At 58.5% G+C, this 14,604-nt stretch carries 13 protein-coding genes; 5 read left to right on the top strand and 8 right to left on the bottom strand.

The features are described 5' to 3' along the window. Positions 1-96: 96 nt before the first annotated feature. The 8 genes from J122_RS12365 to J122_RS12330 all read right to left on the bottom strand — a co-directional run bounded on the left by J122_RS12365 (position 97) and on the right by J122_RS12330 (position 10,696). Positions 97-498: a hypothetical protein gene (locus J122_RS12365; RefSeq protein ID WP_058092698.1), complete on the bottom strand. Its 402-nt coding sequence runs from the start codon at positions 496-498 to the stop codon at positions 97-99. A 54-nt stretch (positions 499-552) separates the two neighbouring features. Further along, complete coding sequence (locus J122_RS12360; protein ID WP_058092697.1) at positions 553-1,302, bottom strand: Crp/Fnr family transcriptional regulator; 750 nt, start codon at positions 1,300-1,302, stop codon at positions 553-555. A gap of 307 nt (positions 1,303-1,609) precedes the next feature. After that, complete coding sequence (locus tag J122_RS12355; protein ID WP_058092696.1) at positions 1,610-2,416, bottom strand: peptidylprolyl isomerase; 807 nt, start codon at positions 2,414-2,416, stop codon at positions 1,610-1,612. A 124-nt stretch (positions 2,417-2,540) separates the two neighbouring features. Continuing rightward, positions 2,541-3,218 carry a respiratory nitrate reductase subunit gamma gene (narI, locus tag J122_RS12350; RefSeq protein WP_058092695.1) on the bottom strand — a complete coding sequence of 226 codons (678 nt, stop codon included), beginning with the start codon at positions 3,216-3,218 and terminating at the stop codon, positions 2,541-2,543. A gap of 18 nt (positions 3,219-3,236) precedes the next feature. Then, the gene (narJ, locus tag J122_RS12345) at positions 3,237-3,977 is read right to left on the bottom strand and encodes a nitrate reductase molybdenum cofactor assembly chaperone (protein ID WP_058092694.1); all 741 of its coding nucleotides are present in this window, start codon (positions 3,975-3,977) and stop codon (positions 3,237-3,239) included. Positions 3,978-3,987: 10 nt separating this feature from the next. Then, on the bottom strand, positions 3,988-5,565 hold the full coding sequence (narH, locus tag J122_RS12340) for a nitrate reductase subunit beta (protein ID WP_058092693.1): 1,578 nt from the start codon (positions 5,563-5,565) through the stop codon (positions 3,988-3,990). After that, positions 5,562-9,305, bottom strand: a complete 3,744-nt coding sequence (locus J122_RS12335; protein WP_061332601.1) for a nitrate reductase subunit alpha — start codon at positions 9,303-9,305, stop codon at positions 5,562-5,564. Before J122_RS12335 ends, narH begins: the two co-directional genes overlap by 4 nt. 122 nt (positions 9,306-9,427) lie before the next feature. Beyond that, a complete protein-coding gene (locus tag J122_RS12330; protein ID WP_061332600.1) occupies positions 9,428-10,696 on the bottom strand; it encodes an MFS transporter in 1,269 nt (422 codons plus the stop codon). A 183-nt stretch (positions 10,697-10,879) separates the two neighbouring features. Here J122_RS12330 and J122_RS12325 point away from each other — a divergent pair, with 183 nt between their 5' ends. The 5 genes from J122_RS12325 to J122_RS24810 all read left to right on the top strand — a co-directional run. Next, the gene (locus J122_RS12325) at positions 10,880-12,736 is read left to right on the top strand and encodes a histidine kinase (RefSeq protein ID WP_061332599.1); all 1,857 of its coding nucleotides are present in this window, start codon (positions 10,880-10,882) and stop codon (positions 12,734-12,736) included. Positions 12,737-12,765: 29 nt separating this feature from the next. Next, positions 12,766-13,425, top strand: a complete 660-nt coding sequence (gene narL / locus J122_RS12320) for a two-component system response regulator NarL (RefSeq protein WP_058092689.1) — start codon at positions 12,766-12,768, stop codon at positions 13,423-13,425. 69 nt (positions 13,426-13,494) lie between these two features. Continuing rightward, complete coding sequence (ubiT, locus tag J122_RS12315; protein ID WP_082780587.1) at positions 13,495-13,995, top strand: ubiquinone anaerobic biosynthesis accessory factor UbiT; 501 nt, start codon at positions 13,495-13,497, stop codon at positions 13,993-13,995. Between the two features lie 71 nt (positions 13,996-14,066). Continuing rightward, positions 14,067-14,312 carry a type II toxin-antitoxin system CcdA family antitoxin gene (locus J122_RS12310; protein WP_061332598.1) on the top strand — a complete coding sequence of 82 codons (246 nt, stop codon included), beginning with the start codon at positions 14,067-14,069 and terminating at the stop codon, positions 14,310-14,312. Continuing rightward, positions 14,312-14,604: CcdB family protein (locus J122_RS24810; protein WP_227510191.1), on the top strand; the 293-nt coding region annotated here is incomplete at its 3' end. The genes J122_RS12310 and J122_RS24810, both read left to right, overlap by 1 nt.

Here is a 14,604-nt window from a genome sequence, read left to right as displayed (position 1 = left end):
AACCCCCAATCCTGATGGAATACAACAAGGGTGGATGACAATTGATAAAAATCACATACCTCTTTTTGGATACGCCAAAGGCGTAACCGGCGAAGCTCAGACCAGGCTCACGGCCTGACCGGCTTTATCGAGGGGCAGGTAATTGCCGACGTTACCCACACGGATGCTTTCAACCATCATGGTCATGGGTTGCTGGGCTTCATCACTGGAGGGTTCTATGCCGCCACGGCCAGACATGGCCGCCACGAAAACCATATCCCAGTCCTGGCCAGTGGTTCGGGACTCTTCAGCCAACACAGTGAAGTCTGGCGCTTCCCCAGGGGTTTTATCCACGCAGATTACCGGGGTCAGCGCCCCACCCTCACCACGTTGGAAGGCGGCCCGCTCGGCGGCGGATGCATCATCCGGCAGCTCGGCTTTGCAGAACACAAACAGGAATCGCTGGGGCTCATGTTCGTTCTGGCTGGCCTTAACAAGGTCCTGGTAACTGCTGATCATATAAATGCCCCTGACTTGGCGAAGATTGAAAAAAGGGCCCGGAGGACCCGAAAACTACTGACTGATTTCGATCAGTCGTTGAGGGTCGGAAATAAACAGTCTGCTACGATTCACCCGGACCAGGCCGTTGGACTTGAGGTCGGCCAGAATTCGGGAGAAGGTTTCCGGCTGCATAGCGAGGCGCGAGGCCACCAGGCATTTGGGCAGGGGCAGTTCAACTTCGCCCCCTTCCAGGGCGCCATTAGGCAGCAGGTCAATCAGGTAGCGGATCAGGCGGTCACGGGCGTTCTGGACGGTCATGATTTCCAGGTCGTGGAACCGTGTGACGGCGCGCATGGCGTAATGGCGAAGCGCGGCCTGGGCGTACTCCGGGTGCCGGTCGAGCAGGTCCTGATAGGCTTTGACCGGGATCATCAGCACTTCGCTGGATTTGAGTGCTTCGGCGTAGCAGGCGTACCTTGGCGGATCGGCGTAGATCATGACTTCGGCGAAGCAGTCGCCGGGGGCGATGCTGTCGAGGGTTCTGTCGATGCCGGAGGAGTCCAGGCGGTAGAGTCTGAGGCGGCCGCTGATCACAAAGAAGAAGTGGTGCGCTGGCATGTCCTGGCGGTAGAGCAGCTGGTGGTGGCCGAGACGCAGGCGCCGGGACTGCTGGATGAGGTAGTCCAGGTCGTGGGCTTTGAGGCTGCGGAACAGGGCGTGGCTGCGTAGTGCTTCCAGGCCGTCTTCTTCATCAAGCGGTTTGTTGATGGCGACGAGTACGGGTTTGGTGTATCGGCTTTCGGCGCTTTGGGTGACGGCCATTGGAGTATCCTCTCTGCATATTAATGCATTCAATATCTTGTTTTAAATAGTAGAGGGATAGTGGTGAAAAATCGCTCCCCCGATGGGGGTATAAGGCGGGTTCTTGTTGAGTAGTTGACTTAACTCAATTATTCGCTTTGCTAACCAAACTGGAAATCAGATCATGGAGTTTGGCCAGCAGTTGTAGACCCTTCCAAAACACGCTGTGAATACATCCCTGTACGCTCTGCTCCGCCATCCCTGGCTCCGCAAGGTTTTGGAAGGGTCTACAACTGCCGGCCTTCGCACTCCGGAGTAATATTCCTATTTATTGCATCAACGGCGAATCCGGCAGCTCCAGATCGACGCCTTCGATGCCGGTTTCAACGGCCAGGACTTGCAGGTACTGGCGGAAGGCGCGGCGGGTGACGCTTTCGCTGAGGTATTGGCGAATCTGGGGTTTGACGTGTTCGTACGGTAGCTGTTCACCATCGATGCGTTGGTCTACGCGGACGATGTGCCAGCCGTAGCGGGTTTCTATGAGCTCGGGGTTGAGGCCTTCGGTGAGGCTGAGTACCGGGCGTTCGAATTCTTCGACAGTCTGGCCTTTGCTGATCTGCCCCAGGCTGCCCCCCTGGTGGCGGGATTCGCAGGCGGAGTATTGTTTTGCCAGTTCGTTGAACTGTGAACGGCCGTCCAGGAGCGCGGACAGGAGTTGTCGGCCGGCTTCTTCCTGGCGCATGCGTTCTTCGATGTCGTCCGGGGCGGCAGCCAGGAGTATGTGGCTGACGGCCATGATGGTGGGGCTGCAGAATCGGCCGGGGTTGGCGGCGTAGAAGCGTTCGCAGTCCTGTTCATCGGGGTCCGGGACGTTGAGTTCGAGTTCCAGTACCCGGGCGATGCGGTCTTCTTCGTCTTCGATGTGGTCCAGGTTCAGGCGGCTGGCCTGTTGCAGGAGCAACTCGCGGATGACGAGGCTTTTGGCGGCGTCGTGCCAGGCTTGGGCCAGTTCTTCGGCGGGATGGTGCTGCATTTCCCGGGCGATGTCGTCTTCGTGGATCAGCGTGTCACCCACATACACCGGAGGGAACTGGTTTCTGGGTTTGCCGGCTTCGCCGACGGGGATTATTTGCATGTTGCTTCTCCAAAAAGATTCTTTGCCACGGACGGCACGGACATTCACGGACAAAGACGAACAGGAACTTGTATAAAATCATTCCTGTCCGTGTGAGTCCGAGCCGTCCGTGGCTGCTTCAGATTCAGGCGCGTTTGCGAACCACCTGGTACTTCCGCCCGAAGTACTCCACCGGCACGCTGAGCATGTGTACCAGTCGGGTGAACGGGAAGAGTACGAAGAGGGTCAGGCCCAGGAAGATGTGCATCTTGAAAATCCAGTGAGCGTCAGCAACATACACGGCCACGCCGCCCTGGAAGGTCAAAACGCCCTGAGCCCAGGCGGAGAACTTGAGCATCTGGGAGCCGTCCAGGTGACCCATGGTGGGGATAATGGTCAGCAAGCCCAAAGTAACCTGTACCACGAGGATGCAGATAACCAGGTTGTCGGCCATAGTGCTGCTGGCACGTACTCTGGGATCAGTCAGTCGGCGCCAGGCGAGCATGGCGCCGCCAATCAGACACATGACGCCGGCGATACCGCCAACCACGACTGCCACGATTTGTTTCTGGCCCGGGGTCAGCAGCCATTCGTAGGCCCATTTCGGAGCCAGCAGGCCAACCAGGTGGCCGAAGAAGATCACCAGGATACCCACATGGAACAGCACGCTGGCCAGTACCATGTTTTTCTTTCTCAGCATCTGGCTGGAATGGGCTTTCCAGGTGAACTGACCGTGGTCATAGCGCGCCCAGGTGCCGATGAACAGGACCGCCAGGGCGATGTACGGGTATACCCCGAAAACCAGTGTGTGTAGATAGGACATTGTCATTTCCTCCTGCGCTTAAGCGCGCCCTGCCTGACGGGGTGTGGCGTTCGTCATCAGCTGATCACTCAGGTGAATGGTCTGGGTCTGTTCCAGCTCGCGGCGGCGTTGTCCAACCACGCCACCGGTGCTGCAGGAGCTGCCCTGGTCATCCACAAATTTCACCATTTCTTCTTCCCAGACCTTGTCCAGGGCTTCTGGCGTGTCGTCGCGCTCTTCCGAGGCGACGATCCGGGCCAGCTCCTGGCGGTTGGTCTTGCGGCCGGACAGCACCAGCAGGGAATCCATCACCACGTGGTAGACGCTTTCACGCTGGTACAGCCGCTCACCGAGCAGGCCGAGGATGTGGTGGATGTCTTCCAGCCAGTTCCTGATTTCGTCCCACGGCCGGGTAGACAGGTATTCCAGGAACAGCGGCAGGTAGTCCGGCAGTTCCCGGGCATCAATCTCCAGGCCGTTGGCCCGGTACTGCTCCATCAGGTCTACCATGGCCTGGCCGCGGTCACGGGATTCACCATGAACGTGTTCGAACAGTAGTAGGGAGGTGGCCCGGCCCCGGTCGAAGGTGCCTACGTAGGATTCCTGAAGGTCCATCAGGTCTCCGTCGCACAGGCGGTCGATGCAGGTCAGCAGCTGTTCTTTGTTCTGCCGGGGCAGCCGGCTGTCCTCCAGGACAGCGGCTACCAGGGCGTCTTTGGACTGCTGCAGTTCGTCGGTGGGGTATTCGAGTACCCGCGCCAGTACTTTCAGAAGTTGCATAACTCGCTCCTCAATCCTGCAGCTGTTTCGGGTCGACCTGCTTTACGGTCGCCAGCTTGCTGACCATGCTGGTGGTCTGCTTCTTGCCGCCGAACAGGCTGAAGTCGCTGTCACCACCGTTGCAGCCGTCGCCGAAGCTGAAGCCGCAACCGCCGCGCTCGCCGTATGCGTCTGCATCCGGGAAGGCTTCCTTGGCCAGTTCGCGATGGCTGGTCGGAATCACGAAGCGGTCTTCGTAGTTGGCGATGGCCAGGTAGCGGTACATTTCGTCCGCCTGGGCCTTGGTCAGGCCACACTCTTCGAGGGCACGCAGGTCTTCCTTGCCTTCCACGGTCTCGGCCCGCTTGTACAAACGCATGGCCATGATTCGCTTGAGGGCACGAACGATCGGCTTCTCATCACCGGCAGTCAGCAGGTTGGCCAGGTATTTCACTGGAATCCGCAGGCTTTCGATCTTCGGCAGCACGCCGTCGAACTCCACCTTGCCGGCTTCCGCCGCAGACTGGATCGGGCTCAGGGGCGGCACGTACCACACCATGGGCAGGGTGCGGTATTCCGGGTGCAGCGGCAGGGCCAGTTTCCAGTCGACGGCCATCTTGTAGACCGGGCTCTGCTGGGCGGCTTCGATGACGTTCATCGGGATGCCGTCTTTCTTCGCCTGCTCGATCACTTTCGGGTCGAACGGGTCCAGGAAGATTTCCAGCTGCTTTTCATACAGCTCGTGCTCGCCCGGGGCGCTGGCCACTTCTTCAATGCGGTCTGCGTCGTACAGCAGCACACCGAGGTAGCGGATACGGCCGACACAGGTCTCGGAGCACACGGTCGGCAGACCGGCTTCGATACGCGGGTAGCAGAAAATACACTTCTCGGACTTGCCGGTTTTCCAGTTGAAGTAGATCTTCTTGTACGGGCAGCCGGAGACACACATCCGCCAGCCGCGACACTTGTCCTGGTCGATCAGTACAATGCCGTCCTCTTCGCGCTTATAGATGGCACCGCTCGGGCAGCTGGCCACACAGGCCGGGTTCAGGCAGTGCTCGCACAGGCGAGGCAGGTACATCATGAAGGTGTTTTCGAACTGGCCGTAGATGTCTGCCTGCACCTGATCAAAGTTCTTGTCTTTGCGGCGTTTGGCAAACTCGGTGCCCAGAATTTCTTCCCAGTTGGGGCCCCATTCGATTTTCTTCATGCGCTCGCCGGAGATCAGCGACCGGGGCCGGGCGACCGGCTGGTGCTTCACATCACCGGCGGTGTGCAGGTGCTGGTAGTCGTAGTCGAACGGCTCATAGTAATCATCGATTTCCGGCAGGTCCGGGTTGGCGAAGATGTTCGCCAGTACCCGGAACTTGCCACCGATGCGGGGGCGGATCTTGCCGGAGCTGTCGCGCATCCAGCCGCCCTTCCACTTGTCCTGGTTCTCCCACTCTTTCGGGTAGCCGATACCGGGCTTGGTTTCGACGTTGTTGAACCAGGCGTATTCCATGCCTTCACGGCTTGTCCATACGTTTTTGCAGGTGACGGAACAGGTGTGGCAACCAATGCACTTGTCCAGGTTCAGCACCATGCCGACTTGGGAACGGATTTTCATTTTACTGCCTCCTGAGCATAGTCATTGCCTTCACCGTCGAGCCAGTCCACGTTCTTCATCTTGCGGACCACCACGAACTCGTCCCGGTTGGAACCTACGGTGCCGTAGTAGTTGAAGCCGTAGGAATACTGGGCATAGCCACCGATCATATGGGTCGGTTTCGGGCACACTCGGGTAACCGAGTTATGGATGCCGCCCCGGGTACCGGTAATTTCAGAGCCCGGTACGTTCACGTTGCGTTCCTGGGCGTGGTACATCATCACCATGCCAGGCATTACCCGCTGGCTGACCACCGCCCGGGCCGCAATGGCACCGTTACTGTTGAACAGCTCGATCCAGTCGTTATCCTCAACGCCGATGTCTTTGGCGTCGTCTTCACTCATCCACACGATGGGGCCACCGCGAGACAGGGTCAGCATCAACAGGTTGTCGCTGTAGGTACTGTGAATACCCCACTTCTGGTGCGGCGTGATCCAGTTCAGCGCTTTCTCGGGGTTACCGTTGCTGCGCTGGTCCTGCATGCTCTCGACCGCCTTGGTGTTGATCGGCGGGCGGTACACCAGCAGGCTCTCGCCAAAGGCACGCATCCACTCATGATCCTGGTAGAACTGCTGGCGGCCGGTCAGGGTGCGCCAGGGGATCAGTTCGTGCACGTTGGTGTAGCCGGCGTTGTAGGACACATGTTCGTCCTCCAGGCCTGACCAGGTCGGGCTGGAGATGATCTTGCGCGGCTGGGCCACGATGTCCCGGAAGCGGATCTTTTCCTCTTCCTTGTTTTTCGCCAGGTGGGTGTGGTCCAGGCCAGTCATTTCAGACAGCGCGGCCCAGGCCTTCACCGCGACCTGCCCGTTGGTTTCCGGCGCCAGGGTCAGAATCACTTCCGCTGCATCAATGGCACTTTCAATCTTCGGACGGCCCGCGTTGGCGCCTTCCAGGTGGGTGTAGTTCAGTTCCTTCAGGAAGTTGACTTCCTTCTCGGTGTTCCAGTTGATGCCCTTGCCACCGTTACCCAGCTTGTCCATCAGCGGACCCAGGGAGGTAAAGCGGGCGTAGGTGTTCGGGTAATCCCGCTCAACGGTGATGAAGTTGGGCGCGGTTTTACCGGGAATCAGGTCGCATTCGCCTTTTTTCCAGTCCTTCACATCGAATGGCTGGCCCAGTTCCGCCGGCGCATCGTGCAGCAGCGGCAGGGTGACTACGTCTTTCTCGACACCCAGGTGGCCCTCGGCCGCCTTGGAGAAGGATTTGGCTATGCCCTTGTAGATTTCCCAGTCACTGCGCGCTTCCCAGGCCGGATCGGTGGCGGCGGTCAGCGGGTGGATGAACGGGTGCATGTCTGAAGTGTTCAGGTCGTTCTTTTCGTACCAGGTGGCAGTCGGCAGAACGATGTCTGAATACAGACAGGTGGTGGACATACGGAAGTCCAGGGTCACCAGCAGGTCGAGCTTGCCCTGCGGAGCCTCATCGCGCCACTTGACCTCTTGCGGTTTGGCACCGCCTTCCACACCCAGGTCTTTGCCCTGCAGGCCGTTCTTGGTACCCAGCAGGTACTTGAGCATGTACTCATGGCCCTTGCCGGAAGAGCCCAGCAGGTTGGAACGCCAGATGAACAGGTTGCGCGGGCAGTTTTCCGGAGCTTCCGGATCTTCACTGGCGAACGCCAGGGAGCCATCCTTCATGGACTTGGCCACGTAGTCGGAAACTTCCATGCCAGCCTTCTCGGCTTCTGCGGCAATTCCCAGCGGGTTGCGGTTGAGCTGCGGCGCAGACGGCAACCAGCCCATGCGCTCGGCGCGCACGTTGTAGTCGATCAGGCTGCCACTGAATTTGGACTTGTCCGCCAGCGGCGACAGGATTTCATCCACACCCAGCTTCTCGTAGCGCCACTGCCCGGAGTGGGCGTAGAAGAACGAGGTGGAGTTCATGTGGCGTGGCGGGCGCTGCCAGTCCAGGCCGAACGCCAACGGCTGCCAGCCGGTCTGTGGGCGCAGTTTTTCCTGGCCAACGTAGTGGGCCCAGCCACCACCGCTCTGGCCGATACAGCCACACATGATCAGCATGTTGATCAGGCCACGGTAGTTCATGTCCATGTGGTACCAGTGGTTCATACCGGCACCCACGATGACCATGGAGCGGCCCTTGGTCTTGTCGGCGTTATCCGCAAACTCGCGGGCAATGCGGATCACTTTCTCCGCGGGCACGCCGGTGATCTTTTCCTGCCAGGCCGGGGTGTAGGGCTTCACTTCGTCATAGGAAGTGGCACCGTCGTCCTCGCCCAGGCCACGACTGATGCCGTAGTTGGCCACCATCAGGTCGTAAACGGTGACCACACGGCCTTCGGTGCCGTCAGCCAGCTGGACCTTACGGGTGCCCAGCTTGTGCTTGAGGATGTCCTTGATTTCCACGTGCTTGAAGTGGTCGTGCTCAATACCACCGAAGTACGGGAAGGCAACGTCCACAACGTCGTCGTGTTTCTCGACCATGGACAGCTGAAGGTTTACATCGGAGCCCTTGGCGGTCTGCTTCAGATTCCACTTGCCCTTCTCGCCCCAGCGATAGCCGATGGAGCCGTTCGGTGCGGTCAGCTCGCCAGTGCTCTCGTCAATGGCGATGGTTTTCCATTCCGGGTTGTTTTCTTCACCCAGTCCGTCCACCAGATCACTGGCCCGCAGGAAACGGCCCGGCACATAGCTGCCGTCGTCCTTTTCATCCAGCATGACCAGGTACGGCATGTCGGTATAACGGCGCACGTAATCGGTGAAGTATTCACTGGGCTTGTCGACGTGGAACTCTTTCAGGATCACGTGGCCCATGGCCATGCCCAGGGCCGCGTCGGTGCCCTGCTTGGGGTTCAGCCACTCGTCGGACAGCTTCGACACTTCCGCGTAATCCGGGGTGATGGCAACGGTCTTGGTACCCTTGTAGCGCACTTCGGTAAAGAAGTGGGCGTCCGGGGTACGTGTCTGGGGCACGTTGGAACCCCAGGCAATGATGTAGCCGGAGTTGTACCAGTCAGCGGATTCCGGCACGTCGGTCTGCTCACCCCAGGTTTGCGGGGAAGCCGGCGGCAGGTCGCAGTACCAGTCGTAGAAGCTCATGCACACGCCACCGATCATCGACAGGTAGCGGCTGCCGGCGGCGTAGGACACCATGGACATGGCAGGAATCGGCGAGAAGCCAATGATGCGGTCCGGGCCGAACTTCTTGGCGGTGTAGACGTTGGAGGCAGCAATCAGCTCGTTGACTTCGTCCCAATTGGAACGAATGAAACCACCCATACCACGGCGGGGCTTGTACTCGGCGGTTTTCTTGGGGTCTTCAACAATGGACGCCCAGGCTTGCACCGGGTCGTTGAACTGAATTCGGGCCGCACGCCAGAGCTTCATCAGGCTCTTGCGCATCAGTGGGTACTTCAGGCGGTTAGCGCTGTACATGTACCAGGAATAGCTGGCACCCCGGGGGCAGCCGCGGGGCTCGTGGTTTGGCAGGTCCGGGCGGGTACGGGGGTAGTCGGTCTGCTGGGTTTCCCAGGTGACCAGGCCGTTCTTGACGTAAATCTTCCAGCTGCAGGAGCCGGTGCAGTTTACGCCGTGGGTGGAACGCACAACCTTGTCGTGCTGCCAGCGCTGGCGGTAGCTGTCTTCCCACTCGCGGCTGACTTCATGGGTTTCGCCGTGGCCGCCCGCGAACGGCTCGCGCTTCTTCCTGAAGTAACTCAGTTTGTCGATCAAATGACTCATGGTCTCTCTCTCCGTCTGCCGGATCGTTGCTCCGATTTGAGACCATTGTGTGTGAGAAAAACCGCGAAATCTGCGTGGTTACTACCACATAACCGGGCTGTACCACCGAGGTGGTAGCAGAGCTATATCCCCGGGTGGAGAAGGGTTCTGCGCTCCTCACGACGGGTGTCGCGGGCAAACATCAGCAGGCTGCTGCTGAGCAACAGGAACAGAATCATGAACACTGCCGTGCGCACCCCCAGCCACTGGTTGACGGCACCAAACAGGACCGGCAGAACAAACGCAACGGAACAGGCGGAGACCAACAAGAAGCCTGCGAACAAGGCGGCCTCGGCACGATTGACCAGTATCACCATTCGTTGCAGGCTCCCCATGGCACTCCCCATAGCGACACCCAGCACCAAAATCAAACTACCTTCAATCATCAGGGGCAGGGCAAATTCCACAGTGATGATCTCATCCACCCCCCTGACAAATAACGTCATTGGCGGGTAAGACAACACCGCTAGCGCCACCAGGCACAACACCAATGACCGCGTGGCGACCCTGGCACTGCCAAACCGGTCAGCCAGGCCACCACCCAGAATCTGCGCAAGGGCACCAGGAATAACGAACCACTGGGCCTGGCGTGCGCCCGCGTCCAGGGACAAGCCAAACTGTGCCGACAGGAAATCCGGCAACCAGAGCGCCAGGGCAAAGAAGCTTCCAGCCACCACGCCAAAGTAGGCAGTGAGCGGGAGCGAGCGACCACGTCTGAGTATTCGAACCATCTGCCCTACAGACCAGGGCCTGTCCGCCCCTGATTCACTGGATTCCGGATCGGTCAACATCACCAGCAGGGCAATCACCAGCAGCAATACAATCAGGTAGGCCAGAGGCACTCCCTGCCATGAGAACGCATCGTGAAACAGCGGCACCAGGTAATAGCTGAAGCCGGCCCCAGTGACTCCCGCACCAAAAACGCCAAGAACCAGCCCCAACCGTTTCGGCTTGCAGTGACTAACCACAAACTGCAGGCCGGCACTGTAGAATCCACCGGCCAGCCCCAGCCCGCCGGCAACCAGCAGGTAACCATAGAAACTATCGACTAGCAGGAGTAACCCCATACACATTGCCAACCCTGCCAGGCAGGCGAGCATCACGGCTCGGGCACCGAAACGCTGGGCGGCCAACCCGGCCGGAACTGCCAATACAGCACTGACGGCCATGGGCGCGGCCAGCAATATGCCGAACTGAAGACTGCTCAAGGCAAGATCGGCCCTGAGGTGCACTCCCGCCACGGCAAACAGCGTCCAGCATCCTGCCGCAACAACAAAGCCTGTCACTGCCAGCGGCAGAATCACCACCAGCGATGCCAGCTTGTCATCGTCCTGCTCCAGTCGGGTTTGCATCCTGTCACCTCGAATTAACCAACCTTTAGTGTCGGCTTTTGCTCTCCAAAGGGTCAAAGGCTATGATGGAGGACTATCCATTGGGGTAATTGACTATCCTCAAGGAGGTATCGGAACCGCAGTTCCTCGGTCATAATCTGGCCTGGAAAGGCACCTTTCGAACTCCCTAACAGACAACAACCCATGACATCCAGAAGTCCGCTAGTAAACCGACTCGCTGTGGTGATCGGCGCCATCGTGCTGACCGCTATCGTCAGCATGTCTACAACCCTGGCGGTTTCCAACAGCATTGAAGGCAATGCCACGGCCATCAACCTGGCCGGAGCGCTGCGAATGGGCGCCTTCCAGTTAATTGCCCGTTCTGCCACCGAAGATTACGAAAATGGACGGGCTACCTCAGGCGCACGCATCAATGATTATGAGCGCCGCCTTGAGGACACCGCCATCCTTCGCTCGGTTCCCGGCGCAGACGACCACCCTCTGGCACGACAGTACCGTCAGATGCTGGCGGCATGGCAGGACGAACTTAAACCAGCCCTTGAACAACATGAAGTAGGCACACCCATCACCCCGGCTATGGTTCAGGCTGTGGAGGACTACATCCAGGAAGTTGACCGCCTGGTGACTATGCTGGAACAGCGCACAGAAGCACGTGTTGATCTGCTGCACCTGATTCAGATCATCAGCATGGTGTTCTCGGTGCTGATCGTGATCGCCCTGTTCTACGACCTGAAAAACCGGATCCTTCGCCCCCTGCGAAAACTCGTGGCTATCGCCGGCGCCGTTGGCGAGAAAGATTTCTCCCGGAAAGCCGACCTGAAAGGTGCAGACGAGCTGGCACAACTGGGCCAGGCCTTCGACCAGATGACCAGCGAACTGGCCCTGACCTACTACGAACTGGAAGCCAAGGCCCGGCAGAAAACCGAGGAACTGGAAGTCAGCCACCAGGCCCTGCAGGTGATGCATTCGGCCAGTAGAGACCTGTTTGCCAATCATGACCTCTGTAATGGTGCCATTCCCATGCTGCAGGAGCTGGAGCTGCTGCTGGGCATTGGTCCGATCCGTCTGTTCCTGCATGACAAAGAATCCGCTGAGCCGGTAGAGGCCATCACCACGGCCACAGACAAGCGCCCGTTCTACTGCCGCGACCATCACTGTAATGCCTGCCTCGTAACACCCGAGGTCTATGATGAGATGCCATTGGAAAATAACGATGGGCGCCGTCTGTTATTGCCCATCCGGACACCCGGTCAGTTACTCGGCACCCTGGAGGTGTGGTACCCGGCAGAAAAAGGCTTGTCTGCCACCTCCCGCCGACTGCTGGAGACCCTCACCGACCAACTGGCAACGGCGATTTTCCTGGAACGGCAAATAACCGAGGAACAGCAACTGACCCTGGCGGAAGAACGCACCGTGATCGCCCGGGAGCTGCACGATTCACTGGCCCAGTCGCTGTCTTACCTGAAAATGCAGGTGACGCGGCTACGCCGGCTCAATATCACCGGCGACCAGAAGCCTGTTCACGATGACATTCTGGATGAACTCAGTACCGGTCTGAACAGCGCTTACCGCCAATTGCGTGAGCTACTGGCCACGTTCCGCCTGAAACTGGACACGCCAGACCTGGCCACCGCCTTGCGCAAAACCATTGATGAGTTTTCCGAAAGGCTGGGCCACCCGGTGGACTTTGAATACAACCTGCCGCCTCAGACGCTGTCGCCAAACGAGGAAATCCATACCCTGCAGATTATCCGCGAGGGACTGGCAAACGCCGTCAAGCATGCCGACGCTACGGTCATATCCGTTAAGGTGCTGTTCGAGTCTCCGCAGGTTCGGGCAAGTATTCGCGACAACGGCAAGGGCCTGCCCGGCGGCGACCAGCCGGTTAACCATTACGGCCTGGTGATCATGCAGGACCGCGCCCGAACGCTCGGGGGTAAGGTAAAGGTTGATAACCGGGACGAAGGCGGCGTGGAAGTGACATTAACATTCGTTCCCAAAAGCCGTAACCTGATTCCTACCGAATCTTCACCGGCCTGACCCAAACACCAACATCAACGAGAGAAACCATGGCTGAGACACCCGCAAGTATACTGCTGATTGACGACCACCCCCTGCTGCGACAGGGCATCAAGCAGTTGATCGGCATGGAAGACGACATGGAAGTGATCGGCGAGGCAAGCAACGCCGCCGACGGCATCAAGCTGGCCCTGGAAACCGAGCCGGATTTGATCCTGATGGACCTGAACATGCCCGAGATGGACGGCATTGAAGCTCTCAAACACCTGCGGGACCAGAACATCAGCTCGCGTATTGTCATGTTTACCGTGTCTGACCAGGAAGACGATGTGGTTGCCGCCCTGCGTGCCGGTGCCGACGGCTACCTGCTGAAAGACATGGAGCCGGAAGATATGATCGCCCAGTTACACCAGGCGGCTGTTGGCAAAATGGTCATCAGTGACCGGCTAACAACGTTACTGGCCCAGGCCCTGCGTTCCAACAAACCGCAGCAGTCATCCCGGCCGGACTTCGACAGCCTGACGCCGCGTGAAAAAGACATACTGCGCCTGATTGCCGAAGGCCTCTCCAACAAGATGATCGGCCGCAAGCTGGACATCAGCGACGGCACAGTAAAAGTGCACGTAAAGCACCTGCTCAAGAAACTCAACTTGCGCTCGCGGGTTGAAGTAGCCGTTTGGGCCGTGGAAGAAGGTCTCCACAAGGGCTGAGTTAAATCAAGTCGCCGCCGGCGACCTTTTGATACTCTGGGCGGGTTGTCGTCCTGCCCGGAGTTAAATATGGCCTTTTCGCTACCTCCCATCGCGTCTTTGCACAGCCCATTACTGGAGCAATCCATCGCGGTTCTGCAGGAATACCTGCCCTCCCCGACGCCGCTGCTGGACACCATCGACCGCAACATACCCGTCAGCTTCAAACAACTGGTTGCCGAAGCCCCGCTGAACCGCCTGTTTGCAGAAGCGCTGGCTGAGGGCGAATTCGATGATTTTGAAGGCCGCACAATCCGGCTGGAAGTGAACGGTGGTCAACCGGGCATCACCATCGGTTTCTGGGCTGGCCGGCTTCGCGTTGTGGAAAGCCCAGGCGAAGCGACCATTCGGGGTTCGCTGGCAGCCTTCAAAACCCTCGCAGAGCGCCGGCAAGACCCGGACCAGCTGTTTTTCCAGCGGCGCCTGGTGATTGAGGGGGATACCGAGCTGGGGCTGGCTTTGAAGAATCTTCTGGATAGTCTGGAGTGGGATTTGTCACCGCGCCGCCTACTGTTTCTCGAATCAGTCTGAGTCAGCGGGCTATTGATGTGCAATTAACATGCGCATAAAATTGGCGCATCGATCTGTGCAAGGACTGAACCATGCAATCCGCCCAAGCTACCAAATCCATACGAAAGCCAACGAACCTGTCGCTAGATAGTGCCCTCCTAAAAGAGGCGAAAGCTCTGGGAATCAATGTTTCACGATCAGCAGAGGCAGGGATCGCGGAGGCTGTGAAGCTTCATAAACAGCAGAAGTGGTTGAAAGAAAATGCCAGAGCCCTCGCAAGCTCTAATGCATACGTTGAAGCTAACGGCCTGCCTCTTGCACGGCACCGGCAGTTCTGATGGCCCGTTTCGATATCTTTGAAAATAAGGATGGGGCTGGCTATCTGCTGGATGTTCAGTCAGACCTTCTCAGTGGCTTGAACACCCGAGTTGTTGTGCCACTGTTGCCCAAATCCTCGGCGCCTACCCCTGCCCAGAGGCTGAATCCAGTCTTTAACATTGAGGGCCAGGAGGTAGTCATGAGTTATTGTCAAATCTGGTGTATGACCATCAGGCAGCGTTCCTGTCAGATTGATCTTCCACCTGTATTCCATCCTGAAACTGTACGTTATCCACGACCAGCTTCAGTTGG

The organism is Marinobacter excellens LAMA 842 (genome assembly GCF_001574445.1).
Classification (GTDB): domain Bacteria; phylum Pseudomonadota; class Gammaproteobacteria; order Pseudomonadales; family Oleiphilaceae; genus Marinobacter; species Marinobacter shengliensis.
The sequence above is the reverse complement of the archived record's forward strand: the minus strand, read 5'-3'. Positions and strand labels throughout refer to the sequence as shown.